Origin of the sequence: Fructilactobacillus florum DSM 22689 = JCM 16035, from assembly GCF_001436645.1 — a bacterium.
Lineage (GTDB): Bacteria > Bacillota > Bacilli > Lactobacillales > Lactobacillaceae > Fructilactobacillus > Fructilactobacillus florum.
Genome location: NZ_AYZI01000006.1, coordinates 1 through 21821 on the forward strand (window position 1 = coordinate 1; position 21821 = coordinate 21821).

19 protein-coding genes and 1 tRNA gene are annotated in these 21821 nt (G+C 41.9%); 3 read left to right on the plus strand and 17 right to left on the minus strand.

Annotated features, from left to right (window positions below; all coding sequences use genetic code 11):
- Positions 1 to 198 precede the first annotated feature (198 nt).
- A complete protein-coding gene (locus FC87_RS04040; protein WP_056961712.1) occupies positions 199 to 2733 on the minus strand; it encodes a M1 family metallopeptidase in 2535 nt (844 codons plus the stop codon).
- Between the two features lie 120 nt (positions 2734 to 2853).
- On the opposite strand from FC87_RS04040, the gene FC87_RS04045 reads away from it, so the two are divergent.
- Both FC87_RS04045 and FC87_RS04050 read left to right on the plus strand, forming a co-directional pair.
- Positions 2854 to 4047 (plus strand): MFS transporter, encoded by a 1194-nt coding sequence (locus FC87_RS04045; RefSeq protein WP_054690490.1) that lies wholly within the window; start codon positions 2854 to 2856, stop codon positions 4045 to 4047.
- A gap of 43 nt (positions 4048 to 4090) precedes the next feature.
- Positions 4091 to 4630: an HdeD family acid-resistance protein gene (locus tag FC87_RS04050; RefSeq protein WP_054690493.1), complete on the plus strand. Its 540-nt coding sequence runs from the start codon at positions 4091 to 4093 to the stop codon at positions 4628 to 4630.
- A 32-nt stretch (positions 4631 to 4662) separates the two neighbouring features.
- Here the strand turns inward: FC87_RS04050 and FC87_RS07090 are convergent, their stop codons facing one another.
- The 11 genes from FC87_RS07090 to yycF form a co-directional block, all read right to left on the minus strand.
- Positions 4663 to 4815 carry a hypothetical protein gene (locus tag FC87_RS07090; RefSeq protein ID WP_164476871.1) on the minus strand — a complete coding sequence of 51 codons (153 nt, stop codon included), beginning with the start codon at positions 4813 to 4815 and terminating at the stop codon, positions 4663 to 4665.
- A 66-nt stretch (positions 4816 to 4881) separates the two neighbouring features.
- Positions 4882 to 5664 carry a sulfite exporter TauE/SafE family protein gene (locus FC87_RS04055; protein WP_056961714.1) on the minus strand — a complete coding sequence of 261 codons (783 nt, stop codon included), beginning with the start codon at positions 5662 to 5664 and terminating at the stop codon, positions 4882 to 4884.
- A gap of 115 nt (positions 5665 to 5779) precedes the next feature.
- Positions 5780 to 7597 carry a pyruvate oxidase gene (gene spxB / locus FC87_RS04060; RefSeq protein WP_056961716.1) on the minus strand — a complete coding sequence of 606 codons (1818 nt, stop codon included), beginning with the start codon at positions 7595 to 7597 and terminating at the stop codon, positions 5780 to 5782.
- A 121-nt stretch (positions 7598 to 7718) separates the two neighbouring features.
- Positions 7719 to 8504: a YibE/F family protein gene (locus FC87_RS04065; RefSeq protein ID WP_009167291.1), complete on the minus strand. Its 786-nt coding sequence runs from the start codon at positions 8502 to 8504 to the stop codon at positions 7719 to 7721.
- Positions 8501 to 9616: a YibE/F family protein gene (locus tag FC87_RS04070; protein ID WP_056961718.1), complete on the minus strand. Its 1116-nt coding sequence runs from the start codon at positions 9614 to 9616 to the stop codon at positions 8501 to 8503. Before FC87_RS04070 ends, FC87_RS04065 begins: the two co-directional genes overlap by 4 nt.
- Before the next feature lie 78 nt (positions 9617 to 9694).
- Entirely contained in the window at positions 9695 to 10174 is a 480-nt protein-coding gene (gene rlmH / locus FC87_RS04075) for a 23S rRNA (pseudouridine(1915)-N(3))-methyltransferase RlmH (protein WP_054690496.1), read from the minus strand.
- A gap of 529 nt (positions 10175 to 10703) precedes the next feature.
- Complete coding sequence (locus tag FC87_RS04080; RefSeq protein WP_009167288.1) at positions 10704 to 11510, minus strand: MBL fold metallo-hydrolase; 807 nt, start codon at positions 11508 to 11510, stop codon at positions 10704 to 10706.
- On the minus strand, positions 11507 to 12358 hold the full coding sequence (locus FC87_RS04085) for a two-component system regulatory protein YycI (RefSeq protein ID WP_035421176.1): 852 nt from the start codon (positions 12356 to 12358) through the stop codon (positions 11507 to 11509). Before FC87_RS04085 ends, FC87_RS04080 begins: the two co-directional genes overlap by 4 nt.
- A 5-nt stretch (positions 12359 to 12363) precedes the next feature.
- On the minus strand, positions 12364 to 13674 hold the full coding sequence (gene yycH, locus FC87_RS04090) for a two-component system activity regulator YycH (RefSeq protein WP_035421177.1): 1311 nt from the start codon (positions 13672 to 13674) through the stop codon (positions 12364 to 12366).
- Positions 13658 to 15505 (minus strand): cell wall metabolism sensor histidine kinase WalK, encoded by a 1848-nt coding sequence (gene walK, locus FC87_RS04095; protein ID WP_009167285.1) that lies wholly within the window; start codon positions 15503 to 15505, stop codon positions 13658 to 13660. The genes yycH and walK overlap by 17 nt, the downstream gene beginning before the upstream one ends.
- Positions 15506 to 15519: 14 nt before the next feature.
- Positions 15520 to 16233, minus strand: a complete 714-nt coding sequence (gene yycF / locus FC87_RS04100) for a response regulator YycF (protein WP_009167284.1) — start codon at positions 16231 to 16233, stop codon at positions 15520 to 15522.
- A 214-nt stretch (positions 16234 to 16447) separates the two neighbouring features.
- On the opposite strand from yycF, the gene FC87_RS04105 reads away from it, so the two are divergent.
- Positions 16448 to 16520: transfer RNA gene (locus tag FC87_RS04105), tRNA-Lys, on the plus strand.
- Between the two features lie 142 nt (positions 16521 to 16662).
- On the opposite strand, the gene FC87_RS04110 is transcribed toward FC87_RS04105, so the two are convergent.
- The 5 genes from FC87_RS04110 to rplI all read right to left on the minus strand — a co-directional run bounded on the left by FC87_RS04110 (position 16663) and on the right by rplI (position 21787).
- Positions 16663 to 17469 (minus strand): manganese catalase, encoded by an 807-nt coding sequence (locus FC87_RS04110; RefSeq protein WP_009166389.1) that lies wholly within the window; start codon positions 17467 to 17469, stop codon positions 16663 to 16665.
- A 244-nt stretch (positions 17470 to 17713) separates the two neighbouring features.
- On the minus strand, positions 17714 to 18673 hold the full coding sequence (locus tag FC87_RS04115; protein ID WP_035421861.1) for a DMT family transporter: 960 nt from the start codon (positions 18671 to 18673) through the stop codon (positions 17714 to 17716).
- A gap of 119 nt (positions 18674 to 18792) precedes the next feature.
- Complete coding sequence (locus FC87_RS04120) at positions 18793 to 19764, minus strand: GMP reductase (RefSeq protein ID WP_035421859.1); 972 nt, start codon at positions 19762 to 19764, stop codon at positions 18793 to 18795.
- A gap of 134 nt (positions 19765 to 19898) precedes the next feature.
- Positions 19899 to 21299: a replicative DNA helicase gene (gene dnaB, locus FC87_RS04125; RefSeq protein ID WP_009166392.1), complete on the minus strand. Its 1401-nt coding sequence runs from the start codon at positions 21297 to 21299 to the stop codon at positions 19899 to 19901.
- Positions 21300 to 21334: 35 nt separating this feature from the next.
- Complete coding sequence (gene rplI, locus FC87_RS04130; RefSeq protein WP_009166393.1) at positions 21335 to 21787, minus strand: 50S ribosomal protein L9; 453 nt, start codon at positions 21785 to 21787, stop codon at positions 21335 to 21337.
- Positions 21788 to 21821: the final 34 nt, after the last annotated feature.

The window sequence follows — 21821 nt, forward strand, 5'->3', positions numbered from 1 at the left end:
TATCATAGCGCGTTAGTAAATATTTGTCAATCATTATTTTCAATGAATTGTCACTGTTTCATCAGCACTAATCTTCTTTAATCTTGAAGACAAGAACTATCTTATAACCCTCAACCGCAACTGTCAATAGTTTTAGTCAATTAATGTCAGAAAAAAACGTCATCCGATAATTTCGAATGACGTTTTAACTTTAAACGGTTAATTTGTGGCCGCAATAGCCAATTTAACCGCCTTTTGTTCGTTTTCTACTAATGATACTTTTCCAGCAATCAACTTGGTATCCAATTTGATTTCACGACCTAGACCAGGAACATCAATTTTGGGCAGGAAGAAATCTTTAAATTCAGCTAACCGCACGGGGGTATGAAAAATCTGAGCCGTTACTGTAATGTAAGTCGAAAATTCCATGTCCCCACCAACTGTGGCTTCCAACCAGTCCCAGTTCTCTCTGAGCCAGTCCCAGGCGAGCTGTTCTCCTGCAGGATTTTGTAAAACCCCACGATACCAAGCCCGTAAATCCTGTGGCTTAATGACGTCTGCATGCTTAAATTCAGTGACCAGTTGTTGTAGTCGAGCCGGATCCTGAACGTGTGGCAGTGCCTGTCGCAAATCTTCTTTAAAGCTAGCATTAGAAGTTTGTTGATAAAGTTGTAATAAGCTAGTTACTAATTCCCGATTAGCAAAATGTTCAACTTCACTTTGCAAAACCTGCTCCCGCACATCTGCATTCAATGCTGCTAAATTCTCTTGATATTGCCCAAATAGCTGGTGAGCTTCGCTAATCACCTGTTCATTTTTCCCATAGAGTGCTGCACTCAAGGCTAATGGTCGAACTAATTGATCATCATTGCTCTCATCAGCCTTCGGCACAAACCCGAGTCGTGCAACCGTTGCCTGACTGAGAGCTGCAAAGAGCATTCGCAGTTGACGTGCTGCAAGACTCCCCGGTTCCACAAATATCCGCAATTGCTGCGCAATTTGGTAAATTTCAGCATTAACAATGCTAGCTGGACTGGTAACAAATTTTTGTAATAATGGTACCAAATCAGCGTAAGAAACCTGCTGAGCCTCAGCAAGTAACCGCAAGTCTTGCAGAATTTGGCGTTGATCAATCGCCGATAATGATTTTGCATGTTGCAAAATATCTGCTAATAATGTCTGGTCATATTTGACAATATAATGAGAGTTGTTTCCAACGTTCAAACGGAAGGGTTCCCCAGCTTGCTGGCGAAGTTGTTGGTAATCACCAACTGTTAGCGTCCGCTCCTGCATAATCTTAGTTGTCCCGTAATTACCATTTAAGGGAATCTCCCACTGCCGTCCTTGGTCTTGTCCTGCTCCAATTAAAAACTGCTGTTGGGTTAAGACCAGTTGTCCTTCTGCATTTACTTGAGCGTGTACCATCGGATAACCAGGCTGTTCCAGCCAAGAATGCATAATTTCACCGATTTTTAAACCAGAGGCATCCTCAAGTGCTTGCCACAAATCAGATCCCTGAGCATTTCCATATTGATGATCAGCAAAATACTGTTTCAGCCCAGCTCTTAAGGCATCATCTCCTAAGAGTGCCCGGACCATCACCAGCATCCGTGCTCCCTTGGCATAGACAATCGCTGGATCAAAAAGCGCATCAATTTCAGCCGGGTTGCGAACTTCAACGTGTACTGGTTGAACTCCATCAGTCGCATCACGTTCTAGGGCGGCTGGAACATCAGATACCTGGAACAACTCCCAAATCTTCCACGTTGGTTCTAGGGCATCAACCGCCACATATTCCATCATATTAGCAAAGCTTTCATTCAACCACAGATCGTCCCACCACTTCATAGTAACTAAATCACCAAACCACTGATGAGCTAATTCATGCGTAATTACGGTAGCAACTAAACGTTTCACGTCAAATGAAGTATTTTCTGGATCGATCAGTAGATATGCTTCTCGGTACGTAACGAGACCCCAGTTTTCCATTGCCCCCGCAGAAAAATCAGGCAGTGCTAATTGCCAAGAATTTGGCAATGGATAAGGTGTATGATAAAAATCCTCGTAAAATTCAATTGACCGCTTAGCAAGATCTAAAGCAAAGTCCAATTCTTTTGCCTCATGCGCTTTTGTAGCAAAAACCCCGACCTGAACCCCACTGGTAGTGGTCGTTAATTTACTTTGCAACTCACCAAACGCAAACGCCACTAAGTATGTTGACATTTTAACGGTTGGCTGAAAGTAATGAATTCCATCCGCCTCATAATCCTCTGGCATGTTCGCCAGAATCGTTTCTCCAGGCTGTTCATCAAATTTAATTGCCAAGCGAAAGATCGCCTTAGCTTCTGGCTCATCAATGCCTGGAAAGGCTTGACGTGCAAAGGTAGTTTCAAACTGGGTTCCAACTATCTGCTTGGATTGACCGTCAACCTTGTAGTAGGATGGATAGATTCCCATCAAACTATCGGTTAATTTCGTTTGATAAGTAACTTGCAAGGTAACCGTTGCCGGAGCAACTGGTAACGTTATCCGCAATGCTTCCGCCTCATCATCAATTTCAAAAGGAACTGCTACTCCGTCAGCAAGCACCTCACTCACAGCAAGTCCCTTTTGATTAACGGCAATTTGGGTTTGCGTAGCTTGCCCCGTAATCGTGGTTTGACCGTGAATTATTTTTGTCTGTCGATTAATATCTAAATATACATTATAATGTTCCGGTTGGAATAAATTATAGAAACGTTCAATTTTTGCCATCTGGATTGCTCTCCTAGTCTTAATAAATACTTTGATTGCAATTGTAAACTATTTGTTCTAAATTATGAATACTTTTGTTTTAACGCTTACCGACAACTGAGAATCTAGAAAGGAGCCGCTATGAATCATGCAACTAAAAAGGCGATTGCAATCATTATCATCGCGAATTTCATCATTTGTCTTGGATGGAGTTTAGTAATTCCGATTGGTCCCTTTATCAAGACTCAATACCATTTAACGGCCGCCGATATGGGAATTATGACCTCATTATTCGCCTTTTCTCAGTTCATTTTCTCTCCAATTGTCGGACGGCTTTCCGATCGCATCGGGCGCGCTCCCATCCTCACGATCGGCCTCTTACTGTATACCATCTCTGAATTTCTCTTCGCAGCAGCAGGAACTTTGTGGTTATTCGATATTTCCCGTCTGATTGGTGGGATTGCAGCAGCCATGGTTGGGACTACCTCGATGGCTTTAGCAGCGGATCTTTCTAGTGAACGAGATCGGGCGCGCGTGATCGGGTGGCTTTCCGCTTCGTTTAGTGGTGGCTTGATTCTTGGACCCGGTCTTGGCGGCGTGCTGGCCAACGTTAGTTATAAAACTCCTTTCTGGGTTGCCGGAACTGCAGGGATCATTGCCGCAATTGTCTTTGTTTTTGGTATGCCTAGTCATCTCAAACATCATAGTCGTGGAGCAGTAGCGGACCCCAGTATCATTCGCAAGGGACGCCTTAACACCATTCTTACCAAACCCTTAGTCGCTTTATTTCTCATGATTTTAATTGCCTCTTTCGGCCTGGCTGGCTTTGAAAGTATCTACACTATCTATGTTAACCAGGTCTTTAAATTTACCCTGAATGAAATTGCTTTGGTAATGATTTTAAACGGGATCTTTTCTTTGATCCTACAAGTCATCCTTTTTGACCGCTTAGTCCGCTGGTTTACAGAAATTGGACTAACCCGATTGTGCTTTCTCATAAGCACTGCCGGGATCGTTTGGATCCTCTTGACCCAGCAACCCGTTTCCGTAATTGTGGCCACCCTCTTCATCTTCTGTGCCTTCGACATTCTACGACCCGCTATTACCACCCTCTTAACCCGTTTTGGTCAGAATCAGCAAGGCTTAATTAACGGAATTAACGTGTCCCTTACCAGTATTGGTAATATCATCGGTCCCATCTTTGCCGGAAGTTTAATGGACATCAATCCACACATTCCATATACGATTGTCGCTATCATCTTATTTATTTCGGCGCTGATGACCTGGTTAGTCCAACATGAATTAAGCATTCATGCTCCGCGACAACCCCAATAAGTTGCTTACTTAAATTTCATACCGCAAAGGAGCAGTACCAAGTATGTTAGCAAAACAAACTAAAAAAATAGACCACTGGTCATTACTTGCCGGAATTGGAATCATTATAGTGGGTTTCTATATCTTCATTAATCCGCTGGCCTCCCTAAGACTTCTCACCATTTTCATCGGTACGCTAGTATTAGGCATGGGCGTCTATCATCTCCTTTTAAATCATCAGGTTGCTCGAGATAATCATCAAAATAGAGGTTGGTTAATTTTTAATGCAATCCTTGATATCCTTATCGGTTCGCTCTTAATCCTAAGTAATGGCTTTAGTTTCTACCTTGTGGCACTCTTATTTTCCGTTTGGTTTATTAGTAATACCATTAGCGTGCTTAAGAAAATCATCAGCGTTAATCTACATTCTAATCAACCATTCAACGTGGTACTTTTAATCGGGGCACTTTTAGGTATTGGCGTGGGCATTTTATTTCTAATCAATCCGCTGTTAGCTAATCTGGCTGCCGTCATTTCTATCGTATGCTATTGTTTGGTAGCGGGCGTTAAATTCATCATCCATGCCTTTAAAAAAGGGCTCTAGAAAAGATTTTTGGTCTTTTCTAGAGCCTTTTTTTATTTTGCGTGCAGAGCACATACAATGCTATGCGCCATCATTCCGATTAGCATCATGTACATCGCTGGCTCCATCCCCATCGGTACAAATGCCATTACCATAGCTGTCAGTATCCAAAATAGGGTCAGACCCCAAAAAAACCACTTCATCATGTTCACCTCATTTAATTGTAATCTATTTTATTTTAATTGTTTGATTACAATAATTCAATGATAATTTTAGAAGTAGGCCTGATAAAATAAGACGGCAGCTAACCCAAAAGAAGCTAACGAAATTAGCACTCGTAACAAGGCTACGTTAACGTGTCGAACAATTAAGGGACCACAATACCCACCGACCAACAAGCCCAGACCTAAGGGAAGGACTGCCTGCCAGGCAATAGTTGCCTTGAAAATAAATAAGGTTGCTGCCGTAATATTACAAGCGAAGGTCATCACATTTTTTACCGCATTGTAGTGCGCAAAATCCTCTCTAGTAATGACTGCAAGAATTGCTAACAAAACAACGCCACCGGCTGCTCCAAAATAGCCAAGGTAGCCTCCCACAAAGATAATGCCCAAAAAACTAGCAATCTGAATCCAGCGCCGCCGCCGAGGATGTTGCGCATCCTCTTGCAATCGTTTTTGGGCTCCACTTTCAGTCCCACGACCAGATAGCAGTAGCACGACTCCGGCAACTAAAATAAAAAACGGTACCACCTTTTCAAAGGTGGTCGCTGGAGCTACCAACAAAAATGAACTTCCCAGCAAACTTCCGATAACGGCTAAAATTGTATAGCCAATGACCCGTTTCCACTGACCACGTAGTTCCTTCAACGAAGCTGAAATCGCCCCAACTCCAGTGAAAATTAAGGCGACCGTATTTGAAACATTGGCAATCACCGGGGGAATCCCAACCAGCAGTAGCGCTGGATAAGATGCCAACGAAGCTAGTCCCGCAATCGTTGCTAATAGACCAGCCACCACTCCTGCTGCTAGTAAAAATAAAAACTGTCCTACCATTAATTAACCATCCTTCTTCCTAGTGCTTAAAATACAAGCGTTATAAAACCATTGTATCCAAATCAGAATAAAAAAACAGCTCTTATCAAAATAAGAGCTGTTTTAAGAAGTCGGATTAAAGTCTTACACCCGCTTCATCAAAGAAATGCGCAAGGGGTTTTAATTCTTGACCATCATATTTAGCAAAGAACTCATCTAGAGTGTAAGCACCTTTACCTTTGTTCTTAAGGTAGTTAGGACTAACCGTTTCAGAGAGTTTGCCATCTTTAATTTTAACAATGAGATCTTCTACTGGTAATCCCCGCGTCTTATCGATTTCAATATCAATTAAGAATGGTTTCCCAGCTTTAAGTGCCATCAGTGCTTCATCAAAAGCAGCTGGTAACTCAGCATAGTTTTTAACTCGAACCGCATCCAAGCCCATGCCTTTTGCAATCATGGCAAAGTTTTGCTTCTGTAAATCCAAACCGAAGATTTGCATTGGCAAATCTTCTTGTTCGCCTTCGATAAAGCCTAAATTGCCATTTTGAGTCACAATGTTGATGATTGGTAATTTGTACTTAACCTCGGTAACTAGATCCTGCATTACCATCGATAAAGCACCGTCCCCAGCAATGTTAAAGACCTGCTTAGTTGGATCATTTTGTTTAGCAGCAATTGCTCCTGGAACTCCAGAGCCCATTGTTGCAAAGAGAGCAGAAATAACCCATTTCTGTGCGGGTTTAACATCTAAATAACGGAACGTATTAATGATGTTATCACCGACGTCAACAGAGAAAATCGCATCTTTTTCAGCAATTCGGTTTACTTGATTGTAAACTTGAGCTGGTAACAGTGGATCTGATTTACTAGTTAACATCTTGTGAATGTAAGCTTTCCAGTTCTGCATATCAGCAGCAGCAGCTTGGAAAAATGCTGAAGGAGCAACCTTTTGACTGCGCTCCAAAGCTTTTTCAACAAACTTCGTTGCATCCGAAAGAATTGAAAGTTCTGGAACATGATGCCGTCCCAATTCAACTGCCTGATTGTCAATTTGAATGTATTTAAATTCATGGCTAGCATAGACGCTGTTGGCGAATGGGAAGTCCCCACCAATGGCAATCACTAGATCAGCGGTACTTAAGATCTCATCGGCCGCTTTTGAAGCAGCTCGGTTCGCTGTTCCTAAATTACCTTCGTAATCTTCGTCTAAAGTACCCTTTGCTAAACCATCAAAAATAAATGGAATTTGTAATTTACGTGATAACTCTACCAGTTTTTCACCACCGGCTTTAATGCCCCGACCAACGTGGATAACCGGACGCTTTGCTTCGTGGACTAATTCTAAGAACACGTCAACTTCCGCATCACTTGCGACTGGCTGTGGGGCTGGTTTGTCGTACGTGGCTGAGGCTGAGTCGTAGCGAACATCTGGAATTTCGGCGAACCCAAAGTCATTTGGAATCACAACTACAGCGACACCCTTTTTCTGGTAAGCCTCGTGAATTGCTCGATCAATGACATGGGGCAGACTTTCCGGAGTCATTACAATCCGATTATAAACAGAAACATCTTCAAAAATTGGAACTTCAGGCATTTCCTGGAAATAATTATAGTTCATATTATTATGAGGAACCTGACCGACCAAGGCTAGCACCGGAGCATGATCCTCTTTAGCGTCATACAAACCATTTAACAAGTTAACCGCTCCTGGACCAGCCGATCCAAAAGCAACTCCTAACTTTCCAGTTAACTTAGCATGAGCAGAAGCAGCTAACGCCCCCACTTGTTCATGACGAACCTGAATGTAGTTGATGTTATCCTTCTCAGCATCCAAGGCATGGAGCGTTGAGTTAATTGAACCACCTGGATAACCATAAACGTCCTTAACGCCATAAGCTTCCAAGACTTTAACCATCGCAACTGCTGCAGGAATCTTCTTTACATCTGTCATAATCTATACCTCCCTTTTCGTGATTATCATAGCACTATTTATTAGTTAGATAAACAATTTAGCTAAATATAATAAAACACAATTAAAAAAATTAATCTTTTTCAAATAATCCCCAACATTCCTATTTGAGACGGTGCTCATCATTTGCGGTAGTCGCTGGCTGGTGATGATGCTGATAAATCACGATTCCAATCGTAACCGGAATTGTTAACACTACTCCAATCGCTGAAATCAAAGTCATAATTAGTTGAGAAACAAAAATTTTATCATTCAAAACCATCCCAAAACTATAGTGCAGCCGTGAAAACCAGATAAATAACCCAAGCAATTCACCATAAAATCCAAAAAAAAGGGTATTAAATGCTGTCCCGACAATCTCTTTACCAACACGGGTTCCCGTCCGACGCAACTCGGCATCAGAAATTTGGTGGTTATGGGCTTGTAACTCGGTTAAACCAGTAGCAACCGCCACAGCTGCTTCCGCCACGGCACCCAAACAACTCAAAATAGTCATCGCACAAGAAACATCCAAGAACCGAACTCCCAGTTGGAGCGAGAGCCCCTCAAGATCTTCGGTATTTTCAACTCCAAATCCTTGCACCTGAGCCCAATGCTGCACGGGGATAATCAAAATTACTAGTAGTCCAACCACCAACAACGCCGTTATAAAGGCTACGTCGGCATTGCGTCCTTGCTCGTTTCCAAAATAAATGGAGACCACCAGAATAATTACTGCATTAATAAGTGTCACGATTAGATAGGGGAATCCCATCGCAATTAGCACTACTGAAATAAACACAATCCCAAAATTAAAAATTAACCCTAAAAAAGAAACAAATCCTTGGCGTCCACCCGCCAACAACATAGAAGCAAACAAGATTAGAATTAAGGCCATAATCGTTGTCATTTAAGCACCTTCATTTCACAAACACCCCCGGCCAATAGTCCAGTAATTGGAACCGTTAATGAAATCCCGATGCCGCTAATTAAGCTCTGGACAATTCCTAAAGTCATAATCATGGAATAAGCGTATCCCCAGCTGTTGCCATTCTTTAAAAACAGCACCATCATCGGGAAAGTACTAGCTACAAAAATCAAAAACAACACATTAATTAGCGGTCCCATGATCGAACGGCCAATTTTTCTAGCATTTAAAAACAGTTCCCAAAAAGTCAGCTGTGGTTCCTCACGGTAAATTGCAAAGAGGCTTGACGTAATGTCTGCCGACAGATCCATAATGGCGCCAAGGGCTCCAATCATACTACCAGCGTAGAACAATGGCAGGCGCTGTTGCGTCACATAATCCATCATCTCAAAGTTCATTCCGCGCTGGTTGGTGGCCGTCAACACGAACACAGCAATTAACAACGCCGCCGCAGTCCCACCCAAAGTTGCCATAATGGTAACGACCGTCTCTTGGGATTTCCCAAAAATCAAAAACGCTGTCACAACAGTAAAAATGACCGCCAGACCCGCAAACAACCAAATCGGATTAAAGTTCGTCCGCACATCCAGTTGAACCGCACAGAAAAACAGTACGGCGTTAATCACTAAACTCAGCAATGCCATCGAACCTCGTAGTTTTAAGATTACTAACAATAGCGTCACTGTCAGCCAGATTAGAAACACCACAACCGAATCTCGCTTAAAACCAGTAATCATTTCATTACTTTTTTGGTGCTTTTTGGCATTTAAATGAACGAAAACCTGTTGTCCTGGTCGATACTCCATATCAGTTGCCTGCGCCGTCGTAAACTGGTTGGTGGTTGTTACGAGTTCTCCCTTGCGATTTCCGTTCAAAATCCGCAAACGGAGATTTTGATTCTGTTGATAAGCTTTATTTTGAAATTCATCGGTAGTTTTTTCCCGATGCCCGTTGTGGACCTGTTCAACTTGTGCAACGGTTTGTTGGTAAAATGATGCGTTGTATCTGGTAAACAACCAGGCCACTCCACCCACCAACACAATTATGATAATTGTTAGCCACTTAACTTGAACTGCCGGTCGTTTTCGAACCACATTCCCATCTCCCTAATTTTTACGATATCTCAATAATAGTCTATTTCACTTTAAAAGGTAGGTCCTGCCTCCTCGCCGTTATTTATGATAGGGGCGATGTTGGTTAATCATGAAAGTCCGATAAAGCTGTTCGCACAAAACCACTCTCATTAACTGATGGGGCAACGTCATTGCTCCAAATGACAGCGTTGCATCTGCACGCTGCAGAACCGCTGGCGCCAATCCTAAAGACCCACCAATCACAAAGGTTAAATCCGAATGTCCATATGTAGTCAAATTTTTGATGGTCGCCGCCAACTCTTCTGATGAATACTGTTTTCCCTTAATCGCTAAGGCAATTACATAGTCGCGCGGTTTAATTTTAGTTAGTAGTCTGATTCCCTCCTGTTCCATGACCTGTTGTTTTTCGGCAGCACTTAAATTTTCTGGTGCCTTTTGATCGGGAACCTGCATAATTTGAAAATCACAAAATCGTCCCATTCGTTTTTGGTACTCCTGAATGGCTGCTTGAAAATATTTTTCCCTAATTTTACCAACAACTGCTAATTTAATGTTCATAACTAACTCCTTTTCACAATTTATCCACATAGTTATCCACAGGAGGTTGTTCAATTTTATCATGAATCCGGCTTTTGCTGGGACTGTATATTTTTTCCTTTTGTCAACTACTTTTTTAGTTATCCACATTTTTAATAACAACATATGTTCGTTAACACAAGAATTATCGCAGCCAAAGCTTGCTACATCAGCATTCTATTTTTTACGGATTTTGTTTCATGAAGTTATCCACAATCACTGTGGATATTATTTAAAAGTTATTCACCAGCGAAAAACCTTTTCATCATCGGCTTCTTTATTTTTCACATACTTTATCCACATAGTTATACACAGCAATTTCCACCGTACCTATCTGCAGTTCTTTTTTTACCTAATTTTCGACCGATTTTCGCTAACATTGTTCGAAAAGCCACTTTTCCAAACGTTAATCGTTAACAATCAATAACCCGCTAATACTAAAAAAACTAACAAGAAAAAAGCGCTGGGCTTGCCCTTCCTTGCTAGCTGATGGTTTTGATTGCAAAACAACTTATAATTTTATAATCTTTGACGGATGCTCCACATCGGTGTCTCGAAGCTGAAAATCACGTCCAACCCCTAGTCCATTACTCTGCATCATTGATGCCACCGTCATTCGTGCTAATGACTTGGTATTATTATGATGACTGCGGTGCGCCAAAAAAATATTTTTGGTTTTTGGTCCCATCACATCCATCAATGCCTCCGTTCCAGCCACATTCGATAAATGTCCCGTAGCACTGTTAATTCTCATCTTGGTGGAATATGAGTAATCACCGGTCATTAACATTTCCGTGTCATAGTTACACTCAAACAAATAAGCATCCGCATTTTGGATGACTCCCTCAATTCGATCCGTAATCGCTCCTGTATCAGTAACAATCACAAAGCTTTTACCATTATGATGGTAATTGTAAAATTGGGCCTGCGCTGCATCATGCGGAACCGTAAAACTCTCAATGTCCAAATCACCTAATAATTTGGTGGCGTTTGGATCAAAAAGCTGTTTTTGTTCTATCGGTATCTTGCCAATTTTACCGTCCATCGCACGCCACGTCGCCTGATTAGCATAGACATCCATGCCATATTTACGGGCTAAAATGCCAACTCCCTTAGCATGATCGGTGTGTTCGTGCGTCACAAATAAAGCATCCACCTCACGTAGATCTTTTCCAATCGCCTGGAGTAGCCGCTCAATTCGAACTCCCGATAAGCCTGCATCCTGAATCACTTTGTGCTGAGGCGTTTCAATATACGTACAGTTTCCGCCACTCCCACTCGATAGCACGCTAATTTTTAGATCGTCCCCGCTTTTCACTTTGCTTCACTTTCTCCCTGAGGGTTTTCATCATTATTTGAATTAGCTACATTTACCTTTTGGGTATTAAAAGCTGCTCCATTAAAGGCGTTAATCCGATTAACTTGATTCTTGTTTGTTGCATTACTCTTAGTTGCAATCACCCACGTTGGGATATAGACATCTTTTCCGTTAATCTGTAGCAACCGACTATAAGCCAGTTTTTTCCATAAAATCTTAGAGTTATTGGGAATTTCATTATACTGGTACAGCGAGATTACCGCACGTTCTTCTGAAATTAGTTCTGCTTTTTCATGCAAAATCTTAACTTCGGCTAGTTCTCGCTGCGAGTATCCTGTCAACTGACCATTTCGCGCAACATTAAAAGTCAAGCGACCATCAGCACTGTACGCCAGTTGATTTTCTAGTAGCTGACTATAAACAACCTTCGTAGCTGTTGATAGATCCCGATCGTAATGGTAACTTGCGCCATCTATTACAAATCCGGGCTGCTTGATCAGTTCATTCAAACGTTTTTCCGGGTGTTCTGGATTAAGTTTATAACTATGCCGAAAATCACTTATCAAAGTATTATTATCAACCCGCGCATTCTGGTTTTTTAGGTCACCCAGGTGCTCGTTTAAATCCGTCCGAACTTCGGCAGAAAGATAGTACCCATTCGTACGTTTTTGTGAAAGCGTTCCGACCGAAATCGAATCTCGCTTCATCTCTTTGACAATGGTATTGCCAGCACTTCCAGCATTAGTATCATCACTTTGAATATTACCATTTTTAGTCATGGTGTACAGGAAAACATCAATTACGATAAAGGCGAGCAGAAAAATTTCCTGAATACGCTTAAAATTCATTTCGCCTACTCCTTTCCGTTATTGTTGTTTAAGCCTGCTACTTGATAGTTAACCCATTGATTATCGTATTTAACAAACCACGTTGGCTGGAGCGTTACCACCAAACTATCGGCTTTGCTGGTAACCACCTGATAACCTAACGTCATCCCCTGCAATTGCTGATGACTAAGCCCACGTTGCTGTAAAGTTGCGAGTACATCACTCGTATTCGGCAAAGTTGTCTTTGAATCGTCAGTTGGAATTGGGATCTGAAAATCGCGGAGAGAAAATTGATATTGTTCGGAGTTTTGATTGATATACCGATAAGTATAGGTACCTAATTGATCATCGCTAAAGAGCGGAAAACCCTCAATGAACAAGCGATAGACCACCGTATGGTCTTTAGCTACATAACTATCAAATTTAGTGTTGTCCAAGGGAATCCCTAACTGAATAGCATTTTGATAGGCCGCATTTAACGCATCTTCTTGCCGAACAATTCGTTTTGTTGGTCGATAATTATTATAGGTAACGTTGTCATTATGATCGAAAGTCAGCTCTTGATCAGGAGAACTATAGGTTGTTTTCCCCTGACGATGCTTAACGTTAGCATTCGTTGCATTTCCAATGACCCGATTCAGATATGACGATTGCGACTGTTCCTGTAACATAAACGCATAGTCGTTCATAATAACTGGATTAGGGAAAAATAGCCACGGTTTTCGATTCATAAACTTAACTTCCACTCGGTTTTTAGTAACCCCATGCTGCAAGAACTTTTTAAAATTAGTTGCTTGCTTAGTAGCAAGGGACACTCGATAAACTGTTTGATTCTCATCAGCTAACAAATAAAGCTCGTGTGGTTCATCAATGGGAACCACTAGTCGTGAAACTTGCCCCAGCCCGTTAAGATCCTGATAGCGAAGTAACTTTGCGACTTTGTCGGTGGAAATCGGATTCGTGTAATTTAATGACATCGTATTTGGCTTGTGGAGGATTGCTTGATACTGTTTTTGATTATTGGTGCTAATCTGCTTCACTGCAGAAAAATGCTCTTGGCGCAGTTGTCGCAACACTTCGCCAATTAGGTTGGTAGTCGGAGACGTTACTAGGTTTTGCTGTCCTGTACTGGTGGTTTCAATTAACTGGGTTGGTGCATAGAGGTCTAATTCGTTATGCGTATTATTGTCATTATGCATGTCTGTTGTTCGATTTTGATGAGATCGACTGCTAAAGCGAGCCGGATTTGTCAGCAACGAGACCGACAAAATGATACTAATAATGACTGCAATTCCTACCATTCCTGGCAAAAAATAGTGTCTAAGCTTCTCCTTCATCCCACAAATCCTCCTCAACTGCTTCAAATGGCAACGAAATGTAGAATGTCGAACCGCGACCTTCTTGACTGGTTACCCGAATATCGCCACCAAAGGATTCCATGATTTCCTTTGAAATTGCAAGACCTAAACCACTACCGCCCTGCGCACGCGCCCGTGCCTTATCAACCCGGTAAAATCGATCAAAAATATGTTTAATCGCCGCTTGCGGCATACCCAATCCCTGGTCGGAAATACTGAGCACGATTTGGTTGTGATTTTCATATAAACGACAGGTAATCGTTCCTCCATCGGGAGAATATTTCACCGCATTATTAATGATATTATCAATCACCTGGGTAAATCGATCCGTATCCACCTCAGCCCACAAATCTTGTTTCGTAAAATCACGTTTAATCAGATATTTTTTTGTGGTCGTTTCGTTTTTCACGATCATATCAAATCGATCCAAAATATAATTAAATAATTTATTGACGTTCACCAATTCTAGATTATATTGCTGCGTTCCAGAGTCCATCCGTGAAAGCGTGAGCAGGTCATTAATCATCCGAATCATACGGTTAGTCTCATCTTGCGCAACGTGCAGAAACTTGGGTGCCAAAGTGTGATCTTGCCATGCTCCATCTAATAATGCTTCCAAATACGAATGAACACTAGTTAAAGGTGTGCGTAATTCGTGGGACACGTTTGAAACAAACTGTCGTCGATCGGAATCAATCTTTTGTTGCGCCGTAACATCGTGAAACACACAAACAATCCCATTAATAAACCCAGATTTTCGTTGGAGCAGCGAGAAGCGGGCTGACAAAATCAATTTACGTTCCGGGGTCGAAAAATCCAAAAATTCTTGAACCGGTCGCTCGATTAAATCTTTAAGCCCATATTTTTGATCCAATTTCAAAATTTTTAGCAATGGTTGCCCGACAACATCATCACGCCCAATGTTTAACAATTCCAAAGTTTCGTCGTTAACAATCGTGACAATCCCCCGGCGATCCGTTGCAACCACTCCATCAGTCATGTTGTCCAAGACTGAGTCGAGTCGCCGCCGTTCCGCCTCGGTAGATTCCTGTGACTCCTCCACTTGAACTGATAAATTATTGACCGCATGCGCTAACTGTCCCAGTTCATCATTACCATAAACTTGGACGTGCCCAGAATAGTCCCCACGGGCAATTTGTTCCGTTTGCTGTTTTAATTCTTCGATTGGACGCGTAATCGCCCGTGAAATAATTAAGGTCAGAATTAAACCCAAGATGATTGATAACACGGCTGCGAACAAATAAATCAGCGTGATATTATTAATGTTGTGATAAACCTGGCTTAGATTAGCCCGGATATAGACGGCTCCCTCAATGTTATTTTGATTTTTAGCACTATTAATTAGTGGTGTTACCAGCGTATAGTACCGGTTATTACCACGGGCGGTATTCTTTTCAATCGTTTTCCCACTATACAGTGAGTTTTTAATATCACTATCAGTATTTTTTTGACCAACTAAGGACTGTTGGCTGGTTTGGTTAGTTCCACGAATATTCCCGCGGGAATCAACAACCGTGATTTCGTCAACATTGCTAACATCAATATCCTGTAGAATCGTCTGAATTTGTTTATTGGCCTTAAAATGATCCTTTCGAGCTAACTCTCGTTTCAAGGAAGAGTTGACGTAGGGCTTAAGCTGAATTGAATACTTGAAGGTACTCAAATTTTGGTACTCTAGCTGCCGCACAAAAACGGCGCCCACGGTTTCAAGGGTCAGCAACATCATCAGTACAAACACTAGGGCAATTTTGAAGTGAATGGATTTAAAAAATTTCCATTGATTTTTCATAACAGTGCCCTCTTTTATTCGCCCTCATTTGCATCCCGCACATAGTAGCCAACGCCTCGACGTGTTGCTAACCACTGTGGATGGCTGGGATCATCTTCAATCTTTTCTCGCAAACGCCGCACGGTTACGTCAACTGTCCGCACATCTCCAAAGTAATCATATCCCCAAACAGTTTGTAACAGGTGTTCGCGTGTCATCACCTGACCCGCATGCTGCGCTAAGTAGTGAATTAATTCAAATTCTCGATGGGTTAAATCAACCGGCTCGCCGTTCTTGGTGACCGAATACGAATCTGGATGAACTACTAAGTTTCCCAAACTAATTTCCTTTGTAGCGTTGTCCTCTGAAGAATTTGCTTCATTAACTACCAATTGGCGCCGTAAATTAGCTTTAACCCGCGCCACTAATTCCCGATTCGAAAATGGTTTCGTAACGTAGTCATCAGCTCCAATTTCAAGTCCAAGTACCTTATCAAGTTCAGAATCTTTTGCCGTTACCATGATAATCGGAGTGTCGTGAGTTTTGCGAATTTCTTTAGCAACCTCAAGCCCATCCATTTTAGGGAGCATTAAATCTAAAATAATCAAATCTGGCTCATCAGACTCAACCTTTTTCAAGGCTGCTTCACCATCATTAGCCACCTCAACTTCATAACCTTCTTTGGTTAAACTAAATTTCTCAATATCAGTGATCGGCTTTTCGTCATCAACTACTAAAATTTTTGCCATTAGAAATCACTCCTAATATTCTTGTTTGTGGTTCGTACTTTTCGATTATAACCAAGTTAAGCTACGTTCTTTAAACGCACTCTATCAAATTACAGTATAACATAACTAAATAAGCCCCTCATTAGTAGGCCTAATCTGCTTTTCTAAGATATTTTTCACTTTAGCTATTGCAGACTAATTTCAGCTATGATAAGATACTACATGTGCTTTAAATGGGCAGCTAGCTCAGCTGGCAGAGCAACGGACTCTTAATCCGTGGGTCCAGGGTTCGATCCCCTGGCTGCCCACTAGTGAAAAAGCCTTGGATTATTAATAATCCAAGGCTTTTTTGATGTTTATAAACGTTGCTTTCAAAAAGGGATTGGTTCTGAATCAACAGAACCAATCCCTTTATTTAACCAATCCTTGTCATTAATAAAACTTCAACGACTAGCCTTGGTGGTTGTGAAGGTGCTTGTCAGCAGGTTTAACCTTAGGAATGCCACCTTCAGCAAGTGGGTTCTCTTGGTAAGTGAACTTCTGACCATCTTTAGCAACCTGACCCTCAAATTCTTTTGAACCTTCCCCATCAGAGAAGTTCATCAGAACGTGAGTGTATTTTTCATGTTCAATTTCTTTCATATCACCTGGTACGATTACACCGTACTTTTCCTCTAACTCTTCTTGTGCCTTCATAAATTGTAACTGGTGTTGAGTTTCTCGTGCCAGCAAGAATTTAAGCATGTCACGAACACCCTCGTCCTCAGTCATGTAGTAAAGACGACTTACTTGTAAACGAGCTTCTGATTCGCGCACAACGTTAAACCGCATATCAGCAACTAGGTTTCCACTAGAAGTAGTGTAGGCACCCGTCCAGGCTGCTCCGTTAGGATTAGTAAGACCAGCTGTCATTCCGTGCACAATGGCAGCTTCGGGGTCCATGCCACCAACAACTGCTGCAAGGGCAGGATCCTTTTTAATTGCTTCTTCTTTTGCGTACATTGGAGCATCTTCCAACAAGTAAGCAATCATCGTTGAAATCATTTCCACGTGAGCAATTTCTTCAGTACCTGTATCTAACAACAGGTCTTTGTACTTTTCATCACCAGTTGAAGCCCAACCTTGGGCCAAGTATGACATCATCCCGGTCATTTCACCCCATTGACCACCTAATGATTCCTGGAAACGACGAGCCATCAATGGATCTGGACGATCTGGTTTGGCGTTGTACTGTAATTTACGAGTGTGCTTAAACATAAAAAAATTCCTTTCTGTCTATAATGCAACGATAACAACAACTGGCCCTATAGCTGCGAAGTACACTGGGAACCACAACTACATTGCGCACAATCTATATTAGCAAGTTGCACTGTTTTCGTCTAGTAAAAACACTTACAAATTGATAGGAAAATTTGGTTAGTGCTGTTAATGCTGCTGACAAAAGGTTTTTAGTAAAAAAAACAGCCTCCGGACGAATCCGTGCTGTCTTTTTTGACTGTTGCTATTTTTCTAATAATTCATCTTCATCACGATTTTGGACATGATATCCATACAACGTCACAATTGAACCCACGATAATAATTGCAATCCCAATCATCGTCGGCAAATTAATTGCTTCTCCGATCAAAAAGAAGGCACAGATCGGTGAAAGAACGGGTTTGAAAAAAAAGACTAAGGAAGCAATCGATACGCCGCTTTGTTGGAGCGCCAGAAAATAAAAAGCAAAGCCGCCTCCCGTAACGGCAACCCCGACAAATAATAAAATTGGCAGGTTAGCTAGGTTAACATTGGTCATGATTGGGATATCTGCAAACATCCGCAGCCAACTCACTGACCGCAAAACTTGCGCAACGGGAGCTAGCTTAGTTATTAAAATCAGCACTAGCAATTCTAAGGCTCCGGCGATAAAAGTAAAACTAGTCATCACCACTCCGTCTAAATGAACTTTCAAAGAGCTTGCCTGTGACATAATGCTATAAAATCCAAAGGTTGCTGCTGCTAAAATTGCCAAGGAAATTCCGATCGGATCAGTTAATTTAAACGGATCAATGATTACTAGCAAACCTACAACGGATAAAACCAGCGAAATAATATCGGTTCTAGAAACGGCTTCATGTAAAATCAAATAAGCAAAAATCAAAGCAAAAACTGGATTACAGCTAAATAATACGGCCACAATGGCTGGTTCACCATATACAATGGCTAGCTGGTACAGCGTCATTGAGATTACGACGCATAAAAAGCCGGTTAGCGAGAAGATCTTCCAGTCTGCTAGGTGCAAGCGATGATGTTGCTGTCGCAACCGCATAATGGCAAACGGCAAAATTACTAACCCCCCGAGTGCAAACCGAATGAGATTCAACTGAATCGGATTAAATTGATTCCCGGCTACTTTTAAAGCAATTTCCATCAAACTAAATAGCACTGTCGACAGTGCCACGTATATCAACGATTTTTTCATAGTATTCGAGTTCTCCTTCTCTAATAACGTACAAAAAAAAACGCTGGATTGCAACCATCTCTAGATGGCTCTAATAATCCAACGAATTTTTATGAAAAATATTTAGCTACAAAAAGAGCTTAGTCACCGTTATAAATTGTGTTTTTTAAAATCACATAGTCGACGGTTTTCAGTGCCCGCAAATCGCGCCCACCTGCATATGAAATCGAAGACTGTAAGTCCTCTTGCATTTCTTGTAACGTATTGTAAATACTACCTTTGTATGGAACTAATAGTTTTTTACCTTCCACGTTATGATAAGCGCCCTTCTGATATTCGGAGGCGGAACCAAAGTATTCCTTATACTGCTGACCATCTTGCTCAACCTTCTTGCCAGGAGATTCCTCATGACCGGCAAAGAGCGAACCAATCATACACAGCGTCGCACCAAAACGAAGTGATTTAGCAATATCACCATCAGTTCGAATACCACCGTCCGCTACGATTGGTTTTTGTGCTGCCTTTGCACAATAGCGAATCGCTGCTAGCTGCCAGCCACCCGTTCCAAATCCGGTCTTAATCTTAGTAATGCAAGCTTTTCCTGGTCCAATTCCAACCTTAGTTGCATCGGCGCCGGCATTTTCTAGCGCCCGCACTCCCTCTGGGGTTCCCACGTTTCCAGCAATCAAAAAACTCTGGGGTAACTTCTTTTTAATGTGTCGAATCATGTCAATAACGGCATCCGAATACCCATGAGCAATATCAATCGTAATGTACTCCGGAATCAATTGCTGCTGTGCTAACTGATCGATTAGCTCATACTCCGCGGGCTTAACTCCCACACTAATCGATGCAAACAGCTGTTGTTGTTGCATGTGCTGCACAAAGCCTAGGCGTTTTTCCGGTTGAAACCGGTGCATCACGTAAAAATATCCATGTTGAGCCAAGGACACCGCTAGATCTTCATTAATCACCGTCTGCATGTTGGCCGGTACTACAGGCAACTTAAACCGACGACCACCAAGTTCACAAGTCGTCTGGCATTCACTTCTGGATTGCACGACGCACTTGTTAGGGATTAGCTGAACATCATCATAATCAAAAACTTCCATTTTGTACTCCTAATCACGAACATTATATCTAACAAAATTATTTTTATTCGTTTGCACCCCAATATCATACCGAAACTAACCCCATTCGTCAATAAAAAAATCCTGCTGAACCATCGTTGGCCAGTAGGATTTTTTTAAGCTTGGGCATATGAAATTGATGAGAACTTATTATATGACTTTACAAACAACAGCTTGACCGTTCCGCGGGGACCCGAGCGATTCTTTTCGATGATAACTTCAACTTCACCAACGTTATCATTACCGGTATCGTTCTGCTGCTCAGAATCTTCACCATCATCACGTTCATAATAATCATCACGATACAAGAAGGCCACAATATCAGCATCCTGTTCAATTGAACCAGATTCACGAATATCCGAAAGAACGGGACGTTTATCCTGACGTTGTTCTACTCCTCGAGATAGCTGGGATAAAGCAATTATCGGTACCTGAAGTTCGTTAGCCAATTTTTTAAGTTGTCGAGAGATTTCAGATACTTCTTGTTGTCTGCTTTCTCGTGTACTTCCTTCGATTAGCTGGAGATAGTCCACGACAATTAATCCCAGTCCCCCATCATTTGCAGCATCACGATCGGCCTCTTTTTTCAACCGCCGACAATTAGCACGAATTGAAGCCATTCTAGCTCCAGGAGTATCATCAATAAATACCTTTGCATTTGACAACGTCCCCATGGCTACGGTTAAACTGTTCCACTCATCACTGCTTAGTTCACCCGTTCGTAAGTGGTTCGCATCAATACTACCCTCGGCACAAAGCATTCGGTTGACCAGTGACTCCGCACTCATCTCTAAGCTGAACACTGCCACCGTTTTATTAGTTTTAATCCCGACATTTTGCGCAATGTTCAGGGCAAAAGCCGTTTTTCCCACTGCTGGACGCGCTGCTAAAATAATCAATTCTCCTGGATGTAAGCCAGTCGTCATCTCGTCTAAAACCTTGTACCCAGTGGGCAGACCTGTCACATCGTCTCCACCATTTTTTGACAGTTCGTCAATCTTAGTAAAGGAAGCCGCTAGCACATCCTTGATTGCCTTAAAACCACTTTGATTTCGATTGTCAGTCACGTTCATGATATCGCGTTCTGCGTTATCTAAAACGGTCTCGACGTCCCCATCCTCATCATAGCTCGTACTAGCAATCTTAGTAGCCGTCTGAATTAGCCGCCGCAACGTCGCTTTTTTAGCAACAATCTTAGCATAGTAGACTAGGTTAGCTGCCGTTGGTACGGAGTCAGCCAGTTCAACAATGTACGCAACTCCGCCGACATCATCTAATTGGTTCTGGCTCTTCAGCTTATCGGTAACAGTCACTGCATCGATTCCTTGATCATCGTCAGAAAGATCAAGCATTGCTTGAAAAATAAACTGATGCGCCCGCCGATAAAAATCAGCTGGTTGTAAGTACTCCATGGCATCTGGCAACGCATCCGGATTGATGAATAACGATCCCAGAACCGCTTTTTCCGCCTCATTATTATGTGGCGGGGTTCGATCTGTTAAAATGTCATTATCCATTTCCAACCTCGTTTCTAACCGGAAGCCTACCGGAGCTATTTTTCAGCCACGTGCACTCGAATAGTAGCGGTAACTTGCGGATGTAATTTAACTGGGACATTGGTATAACCCATCGTTTTAATTGGTTCAGCTAGTTCAATCTTTCGTTTATCAAGCTTAATTTGAAACTGTTTTGCCAAAACTTGAGCAATCTGCTTATTGGTAATTGAACCAAATAGGCGACCATCTTGACCAGCTTTAGCGGTTAGTTCTACCACCGTCTGTTCATTTTCAAGCTTAGTTTTAAGTTGCTGTGAATTAGCTAATTCTTCTTCTGCATGCTCTTCTGCATGTTTTTGCTGCGCTTTGACCCGGCTAATGGCTGCTTTAGTTGCTGGTTCAGCTAGTTGATTTTTAAATAAATAGTTTTGCGCATACCCAGCTGGCATCTTTTTTATTTCACCGCGTTTTCCTTTTCCTCGCACATCTTCTAAAAAAATAACTTGCATATTCATCCACTCCTTTTAGTTTACATTACCAATT